Origin of the sequence: Dehalogenimonas etheniformans (genome assembly GCF_014672715.2) — a bacterium.
Lineage (GTDB): Bacteria > Chloroflexota > Dehalococcoidia > Dehalococcoidales > Dehalococcoidaceae > Dehalogenimonas > Dehalogenimonas etheniformans.
This window is the reverse complement of the sequence record NZ_CP058566.2, coordinates 729,062-751,419: the sequence shown is the minus strand read 5'-3', so window position 1 is coordinate 751,419 and position 22,358 is coordinate 729,062. Positions and strand designations below refer to the sequence as shown.

Genomic DNA, 22,358 nt, shown 5'->3' with positions numbered 1-22,358 from the left:
GACGGAAGTGTTGGTAGTCTAATGAAGTTAAAGAGTTGCTACCCAATGCTTTTTTTACTCCACGGTGACGCTTTTGGCCAGGTTGCGGGGGAAGTCAATGGGACATGCCCTGGCTTTGGCGGTGTAATAGGCCAGGAGCTGCAGGGCCACGGCATTCAAGATCGGCGATAATAGGTCCAGCGTCGGCGGCAGCTTGAGGACATAATCAGCACTGCCGTCGAGGGCGTCGTCACCAGCCTCCGCCAGGCACAGCAGCCGAGCCTTCCTGGCCCGAATCTCCTGGATGGTGATCGACATTGCCTCATAGTTCTCGTCGCGGGGCATCAGGGCGACGACCATCGAGTCCGGCGTCAGCAGGGCGAACGGCCCGTGTTTCAGCTCCCCGGCGCAGTACCCCTCGGCATTCAAGTAAGCGATCTCCTTGACCTTGAGGGCGCCCTCGTAGGCAATGGGCACGTTGACACCCTTGGCGATGAAAAAGACCTGGCTGGCCGCCGCCAGATACTCGGCATAACGCTCAATCTGCGCTTTGTTGTCGATGATTTCCTGAATCTTGCGAGGCAATTGCTCCAGTTCAGCCTCCAGCCGGCCCCGGATTACAGGGTCGACCTCAGGGTGGGAGAGGGCAAGCTTAATAAGCGCTACCAGCTGAGCAATGAAGGTCTTGGTTGCCGCCACAGCTACCTCGGGCCCGGCTGCGGTGTAGATCGTCTGGTCGGCGATACGGCTGATGGTGCTCTTAAAAACGTTGGTGATGGCCACCGTCTCGGCCCCCTGGTCCCTCATCCGTTTCAGACTGACCAAAACGTCAGCCGTCTCACCGGACTGCGACAGCCCGATGACCTTGGATGTGGCAACAAGATGCCTGCGGTGGCTGATCTCCGAGGCTACCTCCACCCTTACGGGGATGCCGGTCAATTCTTCAATGATGTATTTGCCGACCAGGGCGGCATGGCATGACGTGCCGCAGGCAATGAGGGTGAGGTTACGAGTGTCCCCGTCCAATACAGGCGGGGCATCAGGATAAGCCCTTTCCTTTATGTTATATTGCTGCAGGCAGTTCTGGACCACCCTGGGCTGCTCGCTTATCTCTTTGAGCATGTGGTGTTCATAGCCGTTTTTACCCAGATCCTCCAGAGCCCACAGCGAATCAAAGGCCTCGCGCCTGACTTCTACCCCCTCGTTGGTGATCTTGAGGCCGTCCCTGCCCATGACGGCCAGGTCATTGTCTTCAAGATAGATGATCTTTTGAGCGTAGTTCAGAACAGCGGGAACGTCAGAAGCGGTGATAAAGCCGTCAGGGCCGATGCCGATGATCAGCGGGTTGCCGTTCCGGGCGGCCACCATCCGGTTCTCATATTCGGTCACCACCAGTATGGCGTAGTTGCCCTGAACCTCATCAAGAGCCTGCTTCACCGCCTTTTCGATATCACCTTCGTAGTATTTCTCGATCAGATGGGGCAGGACCTCGGTGTCGGTCCCCGATACAAAGATGTGACCTTCGTTAGTTAACTGCTTTTTGAGCTCCTGGTAGTTGGAGATGACGCCGTTGTGGACCACGGCAATCTTCTGCCGGCAGTCAGTGTGGGGGTGGGCATTGGCCTCCGAGACCTCGCCGTGTGTCGCCCACCGGGTATGCCCGATGCCAATAGTGCCCGAGACCAAGGGTGAGTTGGCCTCGAGATGCCCCACCCTGTCGGCGCCTTTATAGACAGTCAACGGACTGCCCCTGATGGCGACACCGCAACTGTCGTAGCCACGGTATTCCAGCCTCGCCAGCGTCTCCATGAGCACCGGCTGCGCTTTCTTATTACCTACATATCCTACTATGCCACACATTGAAAAAAGTGACCTCGATATAAAAACTTTGAACGAGCATGCTTAGTCATTTTCGACCAAGAAATTGGAATCTTTATTCCCATATCCTTCATTTAAACTTATTACAACAAACTATTATGATGAATAACAATCCTCCTTAACAATACGTAACATTACTTATTTTTGTAGCATATCATACTTAGTACAATAATCCACCCACTTTTAAATAACTAAAACCGGCCTCTCGCGCCGGTTTCACCATTCGCAACCGTTTTCCGAGTGACCAAATCTGGATCAACGGTACAATTCGATAATAAACCTAGGCTAAATCGCTGTCAAGATGACTAGATATAACTTTACCTACCTATAAGTGCCTATTTATATGTTAATTATACAAATTTAGTTTAAGAAATCAAAAGGTAAGATCACTTTTATGCGTTCTGCAGGCCTGAGAATTCGATCGAGGGACACTGCATGAGTTCCCTGACGATCACCTCAGGATTGGAATCCCAGGCGAAAGACACCAGATATATCGGTTTCGCGACAAGCGCTTTTTCAATGATTTTTAAAGCTGGCTGTTCTATGCCTTCAAATTGACTTTTTCCTCCGGCAGACAGGACGAACCTGCAAGCCTGATACAAACCGGGAATATTGTTTTCAATTTGGTCCATGAGATTTGAGACGATTTGAATTGTCGCACAGTCTTCTTGCATTGAACGGATCTTCGATTGCGAATGCCGGTCTTTGTGTAAGCAGAAGACAGTATCCATAACACATGATCGCTTAATTTCGCCTTGGGGAAATAGTCTTTCAAAAGGAAAGGGGACACACATGTCGGATTTTCCCATCTGGATACATGCCAGTCCAATTGTCTTGGCTGTTCTTAATGGCAGGCGCCGAAAAACCTTGCCCAGTGACGGAAGCACCCATCTGGTAAGCCTGGAGGCAGTATATGATGAGAAGAACAAATTTGTTTTATTGATGCATCCAATCTTGGCCGAATGAGGGTTTCGGACGTATATGACGCCTGGGAAACAGAGTAACGAACCCTCTGCCGTCACGATGGTGAAATCATCCGCGATGAGTTTAGCTCTCTGTGCGATAAAATTCATCATCATGATGGTCTTGCCTGTGGCTGACCAAGCCGGAAACAAGAATCCTTTATCCTTATAGAATACAGAGGAAGCATGCACCAGAACAGCATTCTTTTGGATGAGCTTGGGTAACATCATGAAAAACAAAACGAGCTTGTATAACTCCTGCGGCCTCGCATCTTTGCGGCAAGAGGCGGCATACGACGTTTCACCCAAGATAATTCGTATCCAAGGATCGCGCTCGCCGGGGTCGATGATCCCGATTGATTCACCGTTACAAGATAGGGCCATGCCGTTCCCGTAACTAATAGGGCCATGCCGTTCCCGTAACTAACAAAGTTATCGTCCCCCAATTCGACGCGATTGACGAATTCAATTCTAATATCAGGTTCACCTAGCACTCTACTTGCCTCGAAGAAACCGAGCCTATCTCTAAAGAAATTTAGAAATGAAGTTGGCGCGTTTTTCAACTCAATACCAACCCATGTCATGTATGTTGAAAAATATGGCTACCGTCAAATCACTCTATGTGTAAATGTTGACAGCATACAGGGCTAGAATCCGCGATGGTTGGATAGAGCAAATATACAGACCTTATCATGATTTAAGAACCAGATATTATTGGCTGAATTTCGACGATCAAAGTAATGACGAAAAATAACAAAAAAACAGCAATGAGAAAATTTACAGGTCGAGAGTATTGTCCTAAAGTCTTCGAATCTGTTGACACCATGACCTCCTTGGTCACGAGCAATGCCATTAGTAGAACCGATATGATTATGAACATCTTCTCTTTAAACGAAACCCTGGGTGAACGAGCACCGTATTAGCAAGTAGCACTATTATTGCCAGAAGCATACAACTGGAATACATTATTCTGCAAACCAGATATGTTGACTTACCTGAAACTTCGAAAAGTTTCCACTTTCAGATCCGCTAACTCTTCTGCGGCATAGTTTTATTGCGATTTCTTTCAGGGTACTACCGTTCAAACAAGGGCTTTGTTTGGTATTATTCGAATAGAGCCAACAAGCCGTTGTTTCGAGTCCGGAATCAGAGTATCATAGACAAGAAATTGCCCAGATACCCGAACCAAAGTTGTTTATAAGTGACAATCATTTATATATGATTTCTCCGAACAAGCCACGATTATTGCCATGAACACGAACACTCCAGAGTCCAATTCTGAACCTACTAAAATTGCATCAAAGCCTTCTTCACCAAGGAGGCGATTCAGAGCCCTGCTTTTCAACTTTAGAAAGGCTGCCCGTTATGTCTTGGCCTCAACCCTATACGACGAAAATACTGTCGGTGAATATTTTCGAAGTCAAGGGGCAAATGTTGGGTTTGGATGCCGCATATTTATCCGTCACCTTGGAGATGAACCATACCTGGTCAAGATCGGAGACCATGTCACCATTGCGGCCGGGGTGACTTTCATTACCCACGATGGCGGTGCCTGGATAGGCCGTCTTGATGTACCGGACCTACAGGTGTTCGGGCCAATAACTATCGGCAACAACTGTGTCATCGGACAAAATGCAATCCTGTTTCCTAATATCACCATCGGGGACAACTGTATAGTCGGAGCCGGTTCAGTGGTCATCAGCGATATCCCTCCAAACACGCTGGCAATGGGAGTACCAGCCCGCCCATTTGGTTCGGTGAATAAATATTTGACCAAATGCGTAGAGCGTTGGAGCATTCAGAAACCACCCGATGTAGTCATCGAATCGGGAGCCGACTGGTGGAACTCAAGGAATTATAATAACAATAGAATTAAATTGAAGAAGCACTTAACTTCCCTATTCTCAGCGAATGCTTACACCCAGAATAATGAATCAAAGAAGGCTGATGGGCAAACAACGCCCGGGGTATGAAGGTAGTGAAAATGAAAACGGTTGATATCGAATCGGCGATCAAGAGTTACCTCAACGATAATTTCCTGAATCGTCTGCCCAACATCATTCTGAAGGACGACGATTCACTGTTCGAAAATGGTATCGTCGACTCCACCGGGGTGCTCGAGATGGTAGCTTTTATCGAACAAACCTTCGATATTAGGGTCGAGGACGAGGATTTGATTCCCGAGAATCTTGACTCAATCAATCGACTGAATGCCTTCATTAAAACCAAACTTAATTCCAAAATCGAGGTGACCTAACTGTTACTTCAGAACTTTCTGGAAAGCACCGCAGAATTGTTCCCGGCAAAAACGGCGATTATCTGCGGTAAAATGCGGTTGACCTATCAGGAAATGGAATATCAGGCCAATGCACTGGCCAACGCTTTGATTGAACAAGGACTGAAGCGCCATGACCGAGTAGCCATATTGCTCGAAAACTCCATCGAAGTGGTAGTTTCTTTATTCGCTATTTTGAAAATCGGAGCTGTCTTTTCGGTTCTTGATCATCAGATAAAATCCAGGAAGCTTAAATTTATACTGAACGATTGCCAAAGCAGGGCAATTATTACCGATTTTACCCGGTTCCAAACGCTAGTGCCTGTACTGGGTGAATGTTCTGACCTACACCTCATCGTCTTGACTGACATCAACGATGCGCCGACACCAGTAGATGATCGAAAAATCATGTCTTACCCCCAGGCTCTTGCCCGATATCCTCGTTCAAAGCCAGGAGCAGGTACCATTGATGTCGATCTTGCTAGCCTAATATACACATCGGGTTCAACGGGAGAACCAAAGGGAGTTATGCTGACCCATTTGAACATGGTCACAGCAGCCACCTCGATTGTTGAATACCTGGAAAATTCCCCGGGTGACATCATTCTGGATGCCTTGCCACTCTCCTTCGATTACGGCCTTTATCAAGTGCTGATGGCTGTAAAGTTCGGTGGCACCGTCATACTGGAAAAATCCTTTGCTTTCCCATATCGGATTATCGATTCAATTATCAATAATCATGTCACAGGATTCCCGGTCGTGCCAACCATGGTAGCCATTCTTTTACGATTAAAAAATCTCGACGGATTAAATCTAGATAGCCTAAGATATATCTCGAGCACCGGGCAGGCTTTGCCGTTACCCCATATCAATCGACTACGCTCCATCTTTCCCAAAGTTAAAATCTTTTCCATGTACGGCTTGACTGAATGTAAACGGGTTTCCTATTTACCCCCGTGTGAGTTGGACCGCAGGCCATCGTCAGTCGGAATCGCCATCCCGAACACCGAAGTATACTTGATCGATGCACAGGGTAATCGAATCTCAGAACCTAATGTGGTGGGAGAACTGGTCGTCCGAGGCTCAACCGTAATGAGAGGTTACTGGAACCGTCCGGTCGAAAACGCTCGAGCGTTGCATCCGGGATTTTTCCCCGGGGAACAGGTCCTGCACACAGGCGATTTGTTCAAACAAGACAAAGATGGATTTCTATATTTCATCGCGCGCCGGGACGAGATGTTCAAGAGCGGTGGTGAACTTGTCAGTCCGAAGGAAATAGAGGAAGTGCTGTGTTCATGTCCAGGAATAACAGAAGCAGCAGTCATCGCGGTCGAAGATCAGATTCTCGGTAATTCGATCAAAGCGTACGTAGTTGTTGACGAGCATTATCGGACACAAATAACCAATAACATGATTATTGAGCACTGTGCTACCCGACTCAAAGGTTCAATGGTGCCAAAAGTCGTTGAGTTTAGGGCAGATCTACCCAAAGATAACAACGGCAAAGTACAAAAATCGTTGTTGGCAAAAAGGAACTTCTGAAATGGATTTTCATTCCGGAATACTGTCGATTGACACCAGATGTATAACGGACAAGGTGTGTGCCTTCATCCAAAACCAGGTCAACGTGCGGAGGCTCCAGGGGGTGGTCGTTGGTCTTAGTGGCGGGTTGGATTCGGCTTTGTGCGCCTCTCTTTGTGTCAAAGCGATCGGAGCCGAAAACGTTATCGGACTCATATTACCGGAAAAGGACTCGGATCCTGTTTCTCAAAAATACGCCCTGGAGCAGGCTGCTCACCTTGGTATTCGGACCAGAGTAATCGACATCACTCAAAGCATCGAAAGCTTTGGTGCGTATTCGCAACTGATCGATGCCTTGAGGGTGTTTTTTCCGCGGTATGATGCCACCTGGAAATTCAAAATCGTCCTACCAGGAAATTTATTAAACCGAGATAGCTATAATTTCTACACAGTTTTTGCTGACGATGGTCAAGGGAATATTCAATCAGCTAGAGTAACTAACAAAGTATTACGTCAGATCGTGGCAGCCAATAACTGCAAACAACGAACGCGAATGCTCTATTTGTATAATATCGCTGAAGCACTGGATTATTTAGTTTGTGGAACCACCAACAAATCCGAGTTGATTCAGGGGTTTTTCGTGAAATACGGTGATGGAGGTGTTGATATCGAACCTATCGCCGCTTTGTACAAGTCTCAGGTTTACGAGCTTGCCAGGGAAATGAACGTCATTAAAGAAATAATAGATAGACCTCCTACCCCGGATACGCTTGGATTAGCAACCACCGATGAAGAATTTTATTTTCGAATGCCTTACCAAACATTAGATTTGTTATTGTTTGCATGGGAAAATGATGTGCCCATTCCCACAGTCTGCAATGTTATGGGACTTTCAGAAGACCAGGTCGGCAGGGCTTTCCGAGAGATCAGATCAAAATATAATATCACCAGACATCTACGATCCTTACCACCAAGTACGGATTTTACGATTGGAGAACTCACGAATAAGGGGTCAGTGAACTCAGGTGACTAAAGAAGTGACAGAATGTACTGCCAAGGTGTGCGCCGAATGCGTTCTCCCGGAAACATTCCCGGGAGTACATATCGACGAATTTGGCGTATGCAATCATTGTAGCGAATATAAATCTAACCTGTCAGAAACCGACGAAAAAGTTAAATATCAAATTAGATGTGAGGAATTATTTGAACAAGAACGCGGCAAACACCATTATGACGCGTTGATCTGTTATAGCGGAGGCAAAGATAGCTCCTACACTCTAAGTTTATTAAAAGAACGTTATCACCTAAACGTGTTGGCGGCAACCTTAGACAATGGTTTTATCTCACCACAAGCTTTAAAAAATATCGCCAGTCTGGTTGAAAATTTGGGCGTCGATCACCTCTTTTTTAAGCCAAATTTCAGGTTGTTAGCAGCCATATTCGCACATTGTGCCGAAAACGATATTTTCCCGGTCAAGACTTTGGAAAGAGCGTCTACCATCTGCACGGCTTGCATGACCTTCACCAAGTTCATGGCCTTGCGGTTGGCGATCGAAGATGACATACCATATGTAATTTACGGTTGGTCTCCTGGTCAGGCGCCTTTGACTTCTTCGATTATGAAAAACAATCCGTCTATGGTAAAGATGATGCAACATTCGGTCCTTACTCCCCTTCGCCAAATGGCCGGGGATGAAATAGTCAAATATTTCTTAACTCAACGGCATTTTGAGCAACCAGAACGATTCCCCTACAATATCCACCCATTGGCTTTTCTCCCCTACGATGAAGATCAAATTTACTCTACGATCTCGCGCCTGGGGTGGGAACCACCAAGGGATGTGGATCCCAATTCATCCAATTGCCAGCTCAATTCATATGCCAATGTCATTCATCAACAAAGGTTCGGAGTCAATCCCTATGTGTTTGAGCTCGCCCATTTGGTTCGAACTGGGTGTCTTGATCGCCAGGCGGCTTTGAATCGGCTGAATCTATCCGCCGACGCGGGCGCATTAAATAAAGTTGGTAATAAACTCAGGTCCTATCTTGAATAGTGCTATGAAAGCCACGGTATTTTCTTTACTTTCAAAGATCTCCGGTCGCGATGCGAGTTCAGAGCTCGGTGTCTGTGAAACAATTACCAGCAAGGAGGGATTGTGGGCTCATCAAGAACGAGCGCTGACAAATTTGATTACTTCAGCATATAACCATGTGCCTTATTACCATCGTGTGTTCGATGAAGTACAGTTAGTGGAACAAGGCCAAGTATACCTGAATAGGTTCTCATCAGTACCACTTCTAACCAAAGACTTGATCATGGCTAATTGGAATGACCTGAAGTCAAGAGACACCACACTCGGAAAAACTCATTACGATCGCACTGGTGGATCAACTGGCCAGCCGATCACACTTATACACGACCTCCGCTACCTGCGTTGGTGCGAAGCCAGTTTTCTCTATTGGTACAAGAATTTTTTAGGGATCGACGAAATACGTGCCAAAAAGTTTCTATTTTGGGGTTCTCCACAAGACCTGATGCCAACCTGGAAAGCCCGAGTGTCTGGTTGGGCTCGAAACACCATTTCTATCAACACTCATGTCATCAACCAGGAGATATTGTCAAGTTGTATTCACAAAATTAACAAACACAAGCCGGAGTTAGTCAGGGGATATGCCGAATCGTTATACGAGTTGTCAAAATTTGCTCTGGATCACTCCATGCCTATAAATCGCCCCCAAGCAGTCGTCAGTTCTGCTGAAATGCTGACGGAGGAGATGCGTGCGACTATCGAACAAGCGTTTGGCCAAAAAGTATTTGATTTTTACGGTTCAAGAGAAATCAGCACTCTTGCCGGTCAATGCCCAAAAGGACTTTATCACATTTTGGGCTTTCACAATCTGATCGAATTGTTGAATCAATCGAATCAACAAGTGAAAGTGGGAGAAACCGGCAAAGTGGTCGTCACTAACTTGTATAATTATTCTATGCCGTTGATCAGGTATGATATTGGCGATTTGGCAACCCTAGGGCCCGATACCTGTCAGTGCGGAAGTTTTCTGCCAACAATTGCCAAAATTAACGGCAGAACCCGAGAACATTTTTCAAAAGAAGATGGCACCCTCATATCGCCCTATGTTTTTCGTCTTTCATTAATCTCTTATAAATGGATCGGAGATTTCCAGGTAATACAAGAAGATTACAAACGGATCAGAATAAAAATCGTACCAAGAGGAAAAGTGGTACTTAAGGACCAGAGGGATTTTGAACACAAGATTCGCTCGCTCATGGGTAAGGATTGCATCGTAAATTGGGAAACAGTTAACGAGATACCTGTGACACCTCAGGGGAAGAGGTTGAGGGTCTTTACGATGATTGATAAAGCGCAACGATTAAACAATAATTCAGAAACGAATCGCTGATCTGAAGAAGATGAATTACCCATCATTCCTAGTTAATGTAGTTGCAGAATGCCTAGATCTATTCGGAATTAATAGCATTTCCCGATATCTGAACCGAAACAAATGCATCATTTTGTGGTACCACAATATAAGTCCTGATGATTTTAATCCTTCTAAATCATATTGCGACATGCACTTGCCGATGTCGGAATTTAACAAGCAGATCCTTTACCTAAAACGGCATGGATATACATTTGTTACCCTATCCGGGCTGGTATCCAAATTAGCTAGTGGAGCTCCGGTCGGTAAACAGGTAGTTTTGACATTTGATGACGGTTTCGCTGATATTGCCGAGTTGGCTTACCCATGCATGGAGACGCTTGAAGCCAAGGGATGTCTTTATGTCGTATCCGAAGCAGTTGGCCGAGATCAAGTGTTGTGGCCGGACCGGGTTGCTTTGGCCATTGACCGCAGTCCCGTCGGAAATTTCGCATTTACTGCCTGCGGCCAAACGGTTACGTATTATGTTGACGACGAATCAAGCCGTTCAAAAGCAGTTTCAGACGCCATCCATCATCTCCGATCCATACCTGACAGCGCTCGCCGCGCTGTACTAAATCAATTCCCAGAACCGCGCAATGTTCCGAAATCTCTAAAGATAGTCTCCGAAAAACAAATCGCAGGATTGAATCGGGACATCTTAGAGGTAGGCTCCCATACCCAGAGCCATGCGGAGTGTACGAAGCTAACAAGCCAATCAGAGTTCGAATTTGAATTAGGCAGTTCAAAGATCACATTGGAAAAAATGGTCAATTATCCTATTGACCATTTTTGTTATCCTTCAGGTTCGTTCGATGAGACGTTGCCCCATAAGCTCCAACAATATGGCTACGTTACGGCAACGACAACAGTGCCAGGATTTGTCGATACTAACAGCGGGCTCCTGACTTTAAAAAGGCTGAACGGAACAGTTGATTTTTCGATTTTCAAAGCCCTGGTGAGCGGGGCAGCACTACCGTTACTCAATATCAACTTTTGGATAAAAAATAGGATGCGTCTGCGAGGTAAAAAGAAATGAAAATGGTCGTCACAGGCGGAGCAGGCTTTATCGGTTCTCACCTCGCCGAGGCTTTGTCTCAAAAAGGCGAGGTCGTTATCATCGACAATTTATCGACAGGCAAATTCGAGAATATCGCCCAACTGCTCAATCGTGACAACATCACGTTTGTCGAGGGTTCCATTATGGATTTGGAGATGTTACGTCGACAATTTTCGGATGCCCATTTTGTATTCCACCAAGCAGCGATCCCGAATGTAGTAAAGAGTATCGAAGACCCGATTTCCACCAATGATACCAACATCCGGGGGACGTTGAACGTTCTCGTCGCTGCGAAAGATTGCGGTGTCAGTAAAGTAGTTTTCGCCTCCTCGTCCTCGGTTTACGGTGATACTTTGGAACTGCCCAAAAAAGAATCAATGCAACCCAACCCAAAATCACCTTATGCCCTGACAAAAAGGGTGGGCGAGGAATACTGCCGAATATTCAGCCAAGTTTACGGGCTTTCGACGGTAAGTTTGCGATACTTTAACGTTTACGGGCTTCGCCAGCGCGCCGATTCGGCATATGCAGCGGTGATTCCTCAATTTGTCGAACGCATCAAACACGGTTCAAGCCCGGTAATCTATGGCGACGGAAAACAAACAAGAGATTTCACCTATGTGAAAGACGTGGTAGAAGCCAATATCCTGGCGGCCGAACGGGCAGAAAACGGAGTATATAATATCGGCTCGGGAAGCCCGATAAGTATCCTAGAACTTGCCGGCCGGATAAATGCGATTTTTGGTAGGAATATACTACCCGAATTTCAGGCTCCCAGGAAGGGAGACGTTAGAGACAGCCTCGCAAGCATTGATTCCGCGGGCTCGTTCGGCTATCATCCAAAATATAATCTTGAAAAAGGCCTCCGAGAAATGATAACAGGTGGATGAGAATGGAAAATAAACTAAATGACCTTACCATTTGCGTGATCGGGTTGGGTTATGTGGGGTTCCCCCTGGCCCTGGCGTTCTCCAAACATTTCAACGTGGTTGGTTTTGACTCCAGCAGCAAGAAAATCGATGAATTAAAGCCATACAATAGTGAAACATTCAGCATCAGAAATGACGATTCAGGTATTTGCGAGGCTGATATCAATGTTATCGCAGTGCCAACACCCGTAGACCGGCATAAGGACCCCGACCTGGGTTGTATCCTCTCCGCCGCTCAGAGCATCGGAAAAAATCTTAAGAAGGGATGCACCGTAGTTCTTGAATCCAGCGTGTATCCTGGTACTACCGAGGAGATTGTCGTCCCCGAAATTGAAAAATTCGGTTGGAAATGCGGCCTTGACTTCAAGGTAGGCTATTCACCGGAGCGAATTAATCCTGGCGACCCTGAGCACGGCGTCGATAAAATTACAAAACTCGTCAGTGGACAGGATGATGAAACCACCAGCCTTTTGAAATATGTTTACTCCAAGGTTTGTCAGAGGGTGCATGTAACAAGGAATATAAAGACAGCAGAAGCTGCCAAGATAATCGAAAACACCCAGCGCGACATAAACATTGCCCTGTGCAACGAACTTAGTATGATCTTCGCCCGCATGGGCATCCATTCCGATGAAGTACTTGATGCGGCAGCAACAAAATGGAATTTTGCGAGATACTCCCCGGGTTTGGTTGGCGGCCATTGCATCCCGGTGGATCCATATTATCTTGTCTACAAAGCCCGAGAGTTAGGGTACCATTCGCAGGTAATCCTGGCGGGGCGCGAAATCAACGACAGTATGCCGCAATACGTCGCCCAACAAGCAATCAGGCTGATTAATGATAGGTCGAGGCTGATCAAGGGATCGAAGGTGCTGATCATGGGCTTGACCTATAAGGAAAATGTTCCGGACATCAGAGAAACACCAAGCAAGGAGATTATTAAAGAACTCTCAGAATACGGCGTAGATATCTTCGCTCACGATCCTTTAGTCGATGACATCCCGGGACAATTCGGAGTGAAACCGGTCAGCGACATAAGGGCACTCAGTGGTCTCGATTGTGTCATCATTACTGTGAAGCATTCAAATTTTAATCCCTACACATTAGCTGATATGAAGGCTATCATGAAACCCGGCCCAGTATTGGTTGATGTCAGGGGTTTGTTCCCGCGGGAAGAAGCCCGTAACGAGGGTTTTTCCTATTTTTCATTGTAATCGACAGTCTGGCTTCAGACATACTTATGTCTTAAGCCTAGCGCACAAATGAAAAACGCGACAATGGCGTGAGACGGTATTGAATGTAAAAATTAGCTCGACCATAATATTTGTCGCCTCTACCCTGCTACTTTTAACCTATATGCTTGGTATGCGATACCACGTACCTTTCCCGCCGTTTCTATTCATCGCGGCCTCTGGATTAATGGCAGCCACAATTCTCTTCCAAATTTTTGCATTAAATCCGCGCAACAATTTCGCACTAACCGTATTGGGAGAGGTCTTTGTTCTTGCCCTAACGTTCCACCTAATTTTTCAAATTCCCGGATTTGGAATCTGGGGTTCCGACGCTTATTTTGACCTGTCTTCAGTAAAAAGCATTCTGGCTAGCGGTCATATTGGGGGATTGGCTGAACTCGAGCAAGAAACAACTAGCTTCCCACTTGTACATATCCTTGGGGCACAGATAACTCTGGTAACGGGGATAGAGCCTTATAATGTAGCTAAATGGGTGCCGTCAGTCATTAGCGTTACTTCAATTCCGTTGCTCTTCGCCCTTTTCAAGCAGATTTTCCAAACCGAAAAGATAGCATTGCTTGGAGTATTTTTGTTCGCCATTCTTCAGCATCAGATGCTATTTGGATCTTTTTTCATTCGAGAAACACTCGCAATCGTGTTCACAACTGGATGTGTATATTGCTATTGGGCATCCTCCCATTCATCCCACTCAACGGCGCTCAGAATTCTGTCAATGGCTTTCTTGGGCGGTGTGGTACTATCGCATCACTTTACCGCAGCGATGTTAATCACTTTCTTCGCTATTGGTTTTTTGGTTTCTAAAATTACCCAAGTAAGATTTGTTCAAACCAGCTTGTTTAAAGGTGGGTTAACTGGTCAAAGAGTAACCCTGTCTATACTGCTCCTTGCAATTGTTGCTACTGCTACTTTTTGGGTTACTTCAGTGTTGTTGCCACTGCATGTCTTTATCACGTTCATTGAGAGTGTCTTTGACCCTGCTACCTGGGGTGTCGACACTTATGCAGCTAGTACGGGTATTACTGCCGCACTACCCAACGCAAGGTATTATTTTCTAATCTATGGTTCATACTTTTGTTATCTGGTGTTCGGAGTAATATTACTGTTCAAAATGAAACCGCGCGAGGGACCGGGATCTACTGATCTTCAAACATTTTCATTGTATCTGTTCGCCTGCGGCTTCGCTGCTTTGCTTTTCTCATTTTTGCTCCCCCAAAGGATCCTAGCTGATAGGTTCCTAACTTTTGGTTGGATCTTCGCCTTTGGGGCTCTTGCTTTTTCCATAATCAATATGAACAACAAATTGAAGCGCGTGGGTGCGATGGCTGTCGTTGTTTTTTTTGTAGCCATCAACATATTCACCCTTCATCCTACTGAATGGAACCCTGAAGTCAAAGGGGCTGGAGCCCGCGCTTCCCTTGAGGATTTCAGCCTGGCACAAACACTGGATTTCAGTGCTTTGCCTCGTTCACAGGCACAATCCAATACGCACGTTGTGTCATTTCTTGCAAACCTGAATGCCGTTATGGCTGTATATTATACCGATAATGTGTTGGGCGAAAATGCCTTTTCCTTGGAAAGCCCCATCAAATTCGAAAGTTTCCGCTGGATCGTTGTGAATAGAAGAGCCCTTGACGAGGAGGGGCTGTATACCGCGGCGACCAAATCTGCAATAGACGAGATGCGCCAGCTTGAGACTTCAGGCTCGACGGTCTTTAATAAAATATATGAATCAAACGATCTGAGCGTCTTTGCAAACAGGGTAGAGTGACCAACATATCAGGATGTTGTTTTCACAATATTAACCAAATGCAACATCAACGAGATAGATTCTAGCTGTCTCTAGACCATCCTAGGAGTTTTTTTAATCGCGACTGAGCACGTTCAAAGGTAAACGAGTTTAGAATTTGTTCCCTGGCTTTTATGGAGATTCGAGCAAGATCCTCTGACACCAGGGCATCGTTTATCCCCTGGGCAATACTCTCAGGCGAATTGTCTTTGATGATGAATCCAGTGTCGTGATGGCGCACGACATCAGGGATAGCTCCAACCGGGGTAGTTACTACTGGAGTACCACACGCCATCGATTCGAGCACAACGTTTGGCATCCCTTCGGTATATGATGGCAAAAGGCAAATTTTCATTTCATTCAAAATTCCCGGGATAGTTTCATGAGGCACTTTTCCGCGGAAGATAACACAGGCTCCAAGCTGATTCGATTCGATCCAGTCAACAACAGCTTGCTCCAACGGTCCGCCACCAACGATAAGCACCTTTATATCGACACCTTGTTGTCTCACGAAGGGTAAAGAGCGTAGGAAATTCATAATGCCCTTCTCTGGACTAAGACGCCCAACAAATCCTATGTCAAATTCCCGTTCAGAAAATGGTTTTACCGGAACAAACTTCGTTGTATTGACGTAATGAGTATCGGTGATGGCTATTTTCCGGTTAAAACGCCTGAGATTCCACTCTTCGATTAGTAGGCTGGAATAGAGGACGATGCGGTTTGCAGAGTGCAAGCAAATATAACGTGACGCCCGTTGCAGAATGTTAAGAGGATTCTTCTTGAGCTTGATTTCTGATTCGAGATTACCGGCCAAGATTAACCATGCGGGTTTCCGCATCAATCTTGCGGCCACCATGGGTAATATTAATATATCCCCTCCGTATAAAAGCCACACGTCGGTCTTACCGGAACTCCTAATGACAGCAACTGACATTTGAAGTTGCATTTTCAATTGATTCCAGAGTTGTGTTAATGAGTTAGTTCCAACCTGATAACGAATAGGCTGGATTGAAATCTTGGGAAAATCTCCCTGGTCCAAATCTGGGGCTACTACATGAAGAAAGGGATCTATCGTGCTGAGTAACGTCACCAAGCGGTGTAAGAGTGTTTCACCCTGGGTACTCCTGCCAAAAAAGGATAGTAACCCAATCTTTGTTATTTGCTTTGTGGGCATCCTGTAATCAGCCTCCGATAGATATTGTCAAGGTCATTGGCGATACTGTTAAGCGAAAGATTCTTTTGAGCATACTTGTAAGCGCTAGCACCTAGCCGAAGAGTAAGATCAGGATTAGAAATCATTTTTTCCAATCGGTCTCGCGCTTCTTCCCATGTCCGAACCAAAAAACCATTATCGCCGTCTTTGACAAGGTCAACAACGCCGCCAACGGCAGTCGCGATGACGGGAACACCGCAAGCGAACGCTTCTTGAATACAACCTGGGAGTCCTTCGCTTTCTGACAGGAGCATGAGAACATCGGCAGAGGCCACGTATTGAGGTATCTTTGAATAACTTACCTGGCCAATAAAAGATACCCTTTTGGAACAGCCGATGGATGAAGCCAACAATTTTAATTGGCTTTCTTCAGGCCCACTGCCTATGATCATCAAACGCCAATCATGTTCCGGTCCAAGTTCCGAACAGCTGCGTATCACCATGTCAACCCTTTTAAGCTTGATCAAATTTCCGACATAGACTACGGTGAACACATCAGGAACATTCAGGGATGTCCTTGCATTGGTTTTATTGGCTGGCTTAAATCTATCCATATTTACACCGACATTCATCATCATGATCTTTGTGTCCGGGCATCCCAACTCGGCGGCTTGCCTTTTCAGATCGCTTCCAAGAGCCACTACTTTGGATGCCTGGCGTAGCGCGAAATTGGCGAATGGTTGAAAAAGCTTTTGTTTACGCTGCAACCTTGCATCCAACCCGCGCAATGTTAGCACCACGGGTGTTTTTCCTTTTGCAAGAGCAGCTATAAAACCCGCCGGGAGCGACCAATGGGCATGTATGATATTGACTGAATGCTCCTTTAAGATACGATGTGTGGTCCTAAGCATTTCAAATAACGTGGGTACTATCGCGAGAGATTCAAACAATCCCATCTCTGCGAGAAAAGGCGTCTTGCCCCTGTATTTGATTGGATATGCGACAAAGTTACCCCGGTCTACCGAACCGGAGACGCCGGGGTAGTCAATATAAACCACATGGGTTTCATAAACCTCGGACTGGATTGCTACCAATTCCTTTAAGGCAGCGTGGAAAGTACTTGTTACAACCAACAAAACAATACGATCAGAAGACATGGATTAATTGGAACCGCCAAATTTTATTTTCAAGCGGCGCAACCAACCTGTAAAAAGTACCCAGGAAGTCGCGGGGATGAACTTCAGATAACGAATTTTTGATGTTTGTCCCATATAAATCGCGGGGTGCGGGACATCTACAACCCTCGCCCGAATCATGCCCAAATGGATGAGTAAATCATTCTCGAAGCTGAAGTCTTTCCGCAAGTCGTGTAAATCAAGACTTTGGAGCGTCGCCCGCGAGATGGCAACGAACCCATTTTGAGGGTCCTCAATGTTCCAATATCCAGAAGCGATCTTGGTGAGTGCGGTCAGAAGTGTATTTCCAATCAATCTGAATCTTGGCATCGCTTTTCGATGATTGGAGTTCGAGAGTCGGTTTCCTTTGGTGAATTCAGCCGCACCTTCGACAATTGGATCAAGTAGCTTTGTCAGCATCGATGGTGGCATCTGGTTGTCGCCATCCATTCGAGCAACAATATCGGAACCTTGGTCCAAGGCAAGCCCGTATCCACAAATTACTGCGGCGCCCACTCCACTGTTCTTGTGCAATCTCACGATTTTTATCCTGGGATCTGACTCGGCCGCCGAGGATGCCAGAATATTGGTAGAATCCGTGCTGGCATCATCAATCAGGAATATGTTGTCGATAAATTCAGGGACACTAGCCAGTGTTTTTAGGATAAAGCGTTCTTCATTATGAGCCGGGATCACCAATGCAACCGACTTATTCCTGTACACTAGGTCCGTCCAACTTCTGTGACATTCAATCGAGCTTAAGTTACCGAATTTCTAAAGGTATTGTCAACAATCTAGGCGTTTTTTTGTTTTCAAATGCGTTTTTGGCTGAAATACTCCATAAGGATTACAGAAAATCACCCATCTGGGGTATAGTCATTTTACTTATTTCCGGTTACAGTGCTGGCAGCTTTTTGCTAGTACCTTAAAAAATTAAAGCATTTTAGAATGACAACCGCCATCGGAAGTTGTCTCCCAATTTGGTAGTTATGGATCGTATTGTTCGATGTTTTGAATCAACTTCATGCCGAAGCTCAATAACGCCTATTGGCAAAGGTTCTTCCTGTTGAGTCGTCTCATTTTTATCCGCCGTCTTCGCTTTGAACCGGCAAAAGTAACATTACTATTTTGGCATACCCTGAGTCGCGGACGGCGTTTACAATATAAAAACTTTAATAATGCGGGGTTTGTAGAATGTTTTCTAGGCTTATAATCGGTATTCTTTGTATTGTTTCATTATCAGTCGGAGCCTTCGTGGCACCCGTTGCTACCTCTGCGGCTTCGACCACTTCATCAACCTCCAAATCAGTCTCAGTATTCTATTTCGGCGGCTGGTCGGCTAGTATCCGTGACAGACTCATAGCCTCCAAGCCGGAATACGTTATTTTAGACTTGTCAACCTGGCCCAGGATCCCACCGTCTGACATTACACTCTGCAAAAACGCCGGCATTACTCTGTGCGCCTATATTCCGACAGGGGGCATGCGCGGTTACATCTGGAACGAGCTCGATACTACGGACAAGACGCCAGCAGGACTTGATAGGCTTATAAACCAGGCCGTAAATATCGGTTTAAATGGTGTATTCTTCGATGAAGGTGGTCTCTATACACCAGTAGCCGGAAGGACTTGGCAGGACGCATTCCTTGATCGAACACTGGTAGCCCCCGGCAGCGGGGCTGGCGTGAGTAGTCCCCCCATTTTGTCGGTGATTGGTAATCCTAAATACAACGCCACCACCGCTGAAGCATGGAAAGGATTAACGGCAGAGTATTATATCAACCACGCCAAAGAGCATAACATGTTCGTGATCGTTGGTTGCCCGGACGAGTATGTGCGTCCCTCCCGTATAAATTCCAATATCTTCCCAATAGTCAACGCGGTGCTTACCAGTGAGGAATACAATACCCGGGCACCAGGGTTAGCTCCTGTCGGACAGGAAAAATTCTTCACTAATCAATGTTTTGTTCTGTCATACAGTGGTAGTTATGATGCTTCGTCAACCAACAGCGCCATCAACTACGGATTTGGAGCTGCCTACTGTTCTATTAGTTTGCAACAGTTGCCTTCTCCTGCCTTTGAAAACTATATGGCAGCAATTACAGAGGTTGTGCCCCCTACTACGACAACGCCGCCGCCTACTACAACGACACCTCCGACAACGGGTATGACTTACAGTTTGAATGTCTCGATCCAGGGTCAGGGCACAATTAGCAATTACGGGACCGTACTACCCCAGGGCAGCAATCAAATACCTGCTAACGCTACTGTAAATCTCGTAGCCACCCCGGCGCCAGGTTACGTCTTCCGCACCTGGACCTGGCCAAGCAATTGGTTGAACAATCCTGGCTATTCTGGTTGGAGAGACAATCCGACATCCTGGACCATGGTCAAATCAACATCTATAGTGGCGGTGTTCGATAGGGTAGAGGCACCCCAAACCCAACAGTATACGGTGAACATTTCAACCCTGGGCTCGGGAACAACATCCCCACAAGGCGTACGGACTGCCCTGGCAGGTTCAACTATGACTGTCACCGCCGTCCCGGCCAGTGGCTTTACATTTGCCGGTTGGACAGGTTCCATAACATCCGCAAACCAGACGATCGATTTCGTGGTCAATAGCAACATCAACCTTCAAGCGACTTTCTCTGCACTCGTGAAACCACCAGAAGAGGTATACTACAACCTCGTTATAGGCACGAAGGGACTGGGTAAAGTGTCCCTCAATGGCAAGGTGATTACGGCTGGTACATATCAGATTCCTAAAGGGCAGTCAGTCACCCTAATTGCCATCCCAGAGCCGGGATACAGATTCCGCACCTGGACCTGGCCAAGCAATTGGCTGAAAAATCCCAAATATGCAGGCTGGAAAGAAAATCCGACTTCATGGATAATGACCGAGCCTTCTTCGATAATAGCGGTGTTCGAGAAGACCAGCTAAAGGTAATTGGTTGGTGGTGATGCCATAATGTATCACCACCAACCTAACTTCATTTTTATAAATATCAGGGTTAACCCGTCCAGTTAATATTCTGGCTAGTTTGCCGTGCCATTTAACGGTGGATATAATACGTTGTATTATGGCGATCCTAAAAAGCACCTCCCCCAAACGTATCCTCCTCCTCGCTTTGATTAGTTCATGTTGCATGCTCCAGTCCTGCATGGCAATCCCTACCGAGGCGGACTTAAAACCCAACAATAACATGCGACTAGTCACTTTTTTTGCCTGGGCAGACCAGAAAGACCTCAATAAGATTGATTGGAGCCATTTTACAGATGCCGTCTATGAATACGTCGATGTCGATCCCGAAGACGGTACACTAGTTTATTCATGGCCCGATAATGCGTTGTCCGATTTCGTCAATAAAACAAAATCCCACGATGTACATCCGTGGATCGCCGTGGTCGGCAAATGGCCGAATTCAACGTTTTTCCCGACCATAGAATCATCCTCAAGACAGCTCTTCATTAAGAATCTCATCGATTTCTGCAATTCTTATGGCCTTTATGGCGTAAACTTAGATATTGAGCCTATCTCCGATGCAGCTACATTTTCAGATTTCATCGTCGAACTGGCAACCTCGTTCGAGAATTCGAACCTTAAATTATCTATTGCGGTGGAATCCAAGAACCTCAATGTGCTGCCTTACGCCGCAGCATACCTCGATTGGATCGATGTAATGGCTTATGATATTTATTACACGGTCGGCTATCCCGAACATTCTACCTACGAAGACTCGATTCAAGCTATAGACCTGTATTTTCAGGGTGGTATTCCCAAGAATAAACTGTTGTTGGGGATACCGTTTTATGGTCGGGACGCCGCTACCGGTTTTTTCCGCTACGACTACATTGCTAACAAATACGCTCCAAGCCCTGGTGCGAATTCCGTTTCAGAGCCCTCGGTACCGGGTGGGATAATCTGGTTTAACGGATCTGACCTTGTCAGACAAAAGACCAAATACGTGATCGAACATGGTTATCTCGGCGTTGCTGTTTACAAGGCGCCTCTCAATATAGAAAATGGAAAATCGCTGCTTAACTCCATTACCGAACAATTATTGACCGGAACGACGAGACAAGGAAGTTGATTGTTCATTGATCTGGAACAGGCCGACTGATGAGCTTACCTAAATTCATATTTATTAATGTTCTTACCTGGTTTCTAGTGGTTGCCGAGACCCTTATTCCGATAGCCCCTATACGCGTTGGCATCGGTATACCATTCCTTCTTTTTTTCCCGGGTTATGCGCTTTTAAGTGCGCTTACCATTCAGTCTACCCAAAGGCTTTTTCTGAGCGTGCCTTTAAGTATGCTGGTGGCAACCCTTGTTGGCCTCGGTCTGAATTCAACTCCTTGGGGCATAAACATGGTTTCGGTGACTTACGCATTGGCTCTTTTTACAACATTTTGCCTTTTTATTGCCGTCGTTCGACACAGATTCGCATCCTCCAACCTGGATATTCACCATCCTACTTCCAGAGTGTCTGAATCTGCCTGGTTCTCACGCCCAGAATCGGCTTTTAACAAAACATTCTTTTTCTTCTCTATCTTCATTGCTTTGGGCGCAATGTCAGCGATTATATACTTCTTCAACGCACCCAAGACCGGGGAAGAATTCACTCAATTTACGATAGCCTCTTCAGCGGAAGGTAATACCCATTTTCCCAATACCCTGCCGATCAATCAGGCTTTCACGGTTTATGTCTCCATATTTAACCATGAGGGACAAACGCTAAATTACGCGGTTGAACTTAAGAAGAATGGGAACACAGTCGATACATGGTCGGACCTCGTCCTGGCTGACGGGCAGACCCGACAGGAGCCGCTGACTTTTATTTTTGATTCCTCAGGCCAGGATCAGAAGATTGAGATTTCACTCCTAATAAATGGACAACCTTATCTTTCGCCTTTATACCTATGGTTTGACGTGCTGGATACTTAGCC

At 46.2% G+C, this 22,358-nt stretch carries 18 protein-coding genes; 13 read left to right on the top strand and 5 right to left on the bottom strand.

From position 1 onward, the window contains the following. Positions 1–54: 54 nt before the first annotated feature. Both glmS and HX448_RS03815 read right to left on the bottom strand, forming a co-directional pair. On the bottom strand, positions 55–1,839 hold the full coding sequence (gene glmS, locus HX448_RS03820; protein WP_190259835.1) for a glutamine--fructose-6-phosphate transaminase (isomerizing): 1,785 nt from the start codon (positions 1,837–1,839) through the stop codon (positions 55–57). Positions 1,840–2,249: 410 nt separating this feature from the next. Continuing rightward, the gene (locus tag HX448_RS03815) at positions 2,250–3,059 is read right to left on the bottom strand and encodes a hypothetical protein (protein WP_226846845.1); all 810 of its coding nucleotides are present in this window, start codon (positions 3,057–3,059) and stop codon (positions 2,250–2,252) included. Between the two features lie 1,130 nt (positions 3,060–4,189). On the opposite strand from HX448_RS03815, the gene HX448_RS10630 reads away from it, so the two are divergent. From HX448_RS10630 to HX448_RS03765, 10 genes are all read left to right on the top strand, one after another. Further along, positions 4,190–4,792 carry an acyltransferase gene (locus tag HX448_RS10630; RefSeq protein ID WP_190259833.1) on the top strand — a complete coding sequence of 201 codons (603 nt, stop codon included), beginning with the start codon at positions 4,190–4,192 and terminating at the stop codon, positions 4,790–4,792. An 11-nt stretch (positions 4,793–4,803) separates the two neighbouring features. Next, positions 4,804–5,076: an acyl carrier protein gene (locus HX448_RS03805; RefSeq protein WP_190259832.1), complete on the top strand. Its 273-nt coding sequence runs from the start codon at positions 4,804–4,806 to the stop codon at positions 5,074–5,076. Next, a complete protein-coding gene (locus HX448_RS03800) occupies positions 5,077–6,636 on the top strand; it encodes a class I adenylate-forming enzyme family protein (protein WP_190259912.1) in 1,560 nt (519 codons plus the stop codon). Position 6,637: 1 nt separating this feature from the next. Next, positions 6,638–7,648, top strand: a complete 1,011-nt coding sequence (gene nadE, locus HX448_RS03795; protein WP_190259831.1) for an NAD(+) synthase — start codon at positions 6,638–6,640, stop codon at positions 7,646–7,648. Beyond that, positions 7,641–8,669, top strand: a complete 1,029-nt coding sequence (locus HX448_RS03790) for an adenine nucleotide alpha hydrolase family protein (RefSeq protein WP_190259830.1) — start codon at positions 7,641–7,643, stop codon at positions 8,667–8,669. The genes nadE and HX448_RS03790 overlap by 8 nt, the downstream gene beginning before the upstream one ends. Before the next feature lie 4 nt (positions 8,670–8,673). Next, positions 8,674–10,035, top strand: a complete 1,362-nt coding sequence (locus HX448_RS03785) for a phenylacetate--CoA ligase family protein (RefSeq protein ID WP_190259829.1) — start codon at positions 8,674–8,676, stop codon at positions 10,033–10,035. A 349-nt stretch (positions 10,036–10,384) separates the two neighbouring features. Continuing rightward, positions 10,385–11,092 carry a polysaccharide deacetylase family protein gene (locus HX448_RS03780; RefSeq protein ID WP_425490953.1) on the top strand — a complete coding sequence of 236 codons (708 nt, stop codon included), beginning with the start codon at positions 10,385–10,387 and terminating at the stop codon, positions 11,090–11,092. Continuing rightward, positions 11,089–12,003: an SDR family oxidoreductase gene (locus tag HX448_RS03775; RefSeq protein WP_190259827.1), complete on the top strand. Its 915-nt coding sequence runs from the start codon at positions 11,089–11,091 to the stop codon at positions 12,001–12,003. Before HX448_RS03780 ends, HX448_RS03775 begins: the two co-directional genes overlap by 4 nt. A gap of 2 nt (positions 12,004–12,005) precedes the next feature. Continuing rightward, positions 12,006–13,256 carry a nucleotide sugar dehydrogenase gene (locus tag HX448_RS03770; RefSeq protein ID WP_226846841.1) on the top strand — a complete coding sequence of 417 codons (1,251 nt, stop codon included), beginning with the start codon at positions 12,006–12,008 and terminating at the stop codon, positions 13,254–13,256. 79 nt (positions 13,257–13,335) lie between these two features. Beyond that, positions 13,336–15,063 carry a hypothetical protein gene (locus HX448_RS03765; protein WP_190259825.1) on the top strand — a complete coding sequence of 576 codons (1,728 nt, stop codon included), beginning with the start codon at positions 13,336–13,338 and terminating at the stop codon, positions 15,061–15,063. Positions 15,064–15,124: 61 nt separating this feature from the next. On the opposite strand, the gene HX448_RS03760 is transcribed toward HX448_RS03765, so the two are convergent. The 3 genes from HX448_RS03760 to HX448_RS03750 are packed head-to-tail and all read right to left on the bottom strand — an operon-like array spanning position 15,125 to position 18,105. Next, a complete protein-coding gene (locus HX448_RS03760) occupies positions 15,125–16,255 on the bottom strand; it encodes a glycosyltransferase family 4 protein (RefSeq protein ID WP_190259824.1) in 1,131 nt (376 codons plus the stop codon). Continuing rightward, the gene (locus tag HX448_RS03755; protein ID WP_190259906.1) at positions 16,237–17,391 is read right to left on the bottom strand and encodes a glycosyltransferase; all 1,155 of its coding nucleotides are present in this window, start codon (positions 17,389–17,391) and stop codon (positions 16,237–16,239) included. Before HX448_RS03755 ends, HX448_RS03760 begins: the two co-directional genes overlap by 19 nt. 3 nt (positions 17,392–17,394) lie before the next feature. Next, complete coding sequence (locus HX448_RS03750) at positions 17,395–18,105, bottom strand: glycosyltransferase family 2 protein (RefSeq protein ID WP_226846878.1); 711 nt, start codon at positions 18,103–18,105, stop codon at positions 17,395–17,397. A gap of 558 nt (positions 18,106–18,663) precedes the next feature. Between HX448_RS03750 and HX448_RS03745 the strand changes: the two genes are divergently transcribed. The 3 genes from HX448_RS03745 to HX448_RS03735 all read left to right on the top strand — a co-directional run bounded on the left by HX448_RS03745 (position 18,664) and on the right by HX448_RS03735 (position 22,356). Next, positions 18,664–20,352 carry an InlB B-repeat-containing protein gene (locus HX448_RS03745; RefSeq protein WP_190259904.1) on the top strand — a complete coding sequence of 563 codons (1,689 nt, stop codon included), beginning with the start codon at positions 18,664–18,666 and terminating at the stop codon, positions 20,350–20,352. A 139-nt stretch (positions 20,353–20,491) separates the two neighbouring features. After that, positions 20,492–21,502 (top strand): glycoside hydrolase family 18 protein, encoded by a 1,011-nt coding sequence (locus HX448_RS03740; protein ID WP_190259903.1) that lies wholly within the window; start codon positions 20,492–20,494, stop codon positions 21,500–21,502. Positions 21,503–21,531: 29 nt separating this feature from the next. Continuing rightward, positions 21,532–22,356: a DUF6541 family protein gene (locus HX448_RS03735; RefSeq protein WP_190259902.1), complete on the top strand. Its 825-nt coding sequence runs from the start codon at positions 21,532–21,534 to the stop codon at positions 22,354–22,356. The last annotated feature ends 2 nt before the right edge of the window (positions 22,357–22,358 follow it).

Bases quoted from the DNA above. Each gene is read 5' to 3' on its own strand.
- HX448_RS03780 (WP_425490953.1), top strand. From the start codon at position 10,385: ATGGAGACGCTTGAAGCCAAGGGATGTCTTTATGTCGTATCCGAAGCA.
- HX448_RS03735 (WP_190259902.1), top strand. From the start codon at position 21,532: ATGAGCTTACCTAAATTCATATTTATTAATGTTCTTACCTGGTTTCTA.
- HX448_RS03760 (WP_190259824.1), bottom strand. From the start codon at position 16,255: ATGCCCACAAAGCAAATAACAAAGATTGGGTTACTATCCTTTTTTGGC.
- HX448_RS03805 (WP_190259832.1), top strand. From the start codon at position 4,804: ATGAAAACGGTTGATATCGAATCGGCGATCAAGAGTTACCTCAACGAT.
- nadE (WP_190259831.1), top strand. From the start codon at position 6,638: ATGGATTTTCATTCCGGAATACTGTCGATTGACACCAGATGTATAACG.
- HX448_RS03770 (WP_226846841.1), top strand. From the start codon at position 12,006: ATGGAAAATAAACTAAATGACCTTACCATTTGCGTGATCGGGTTGGGT.
- HX448_RS03740 (WP_190259903.1), top strand. From the start codon at position 20,492: ATGGCGATCCTAAAAAGCACCTCCCCCAAACGTATCCTCCTCCTCGCT.
- HX448_RS03755 (WP_190259906.1), bottom strand. From the start codon at position 17,391: ATGTCTTCTGATCGTATTGTTTTGTTGGTTGTAACAAGTACTTTCCAC.
- glmS (WP_190259835.1), bottom strand. From the start codon at position 1,839: ATGTGTGGCATAGTAGGATATGTAGGTAATAAGAAAGCGCAGCCGGTG.
- HX448_RS03785 (WP_190259829.1), top strand. From the start codon at position 8,674: ATGAAAGCCACGGTATTTTCTTTACTTTCAAAGATCTCCGGTCGCGAT.
- HX448_RS03775 (WP_190259827.1), top strand. From the start codon at position 11,089: ATGAAAATGGTCGTCACAGGCGGAGCAGGCTTTATCGGTTCTCACCTC.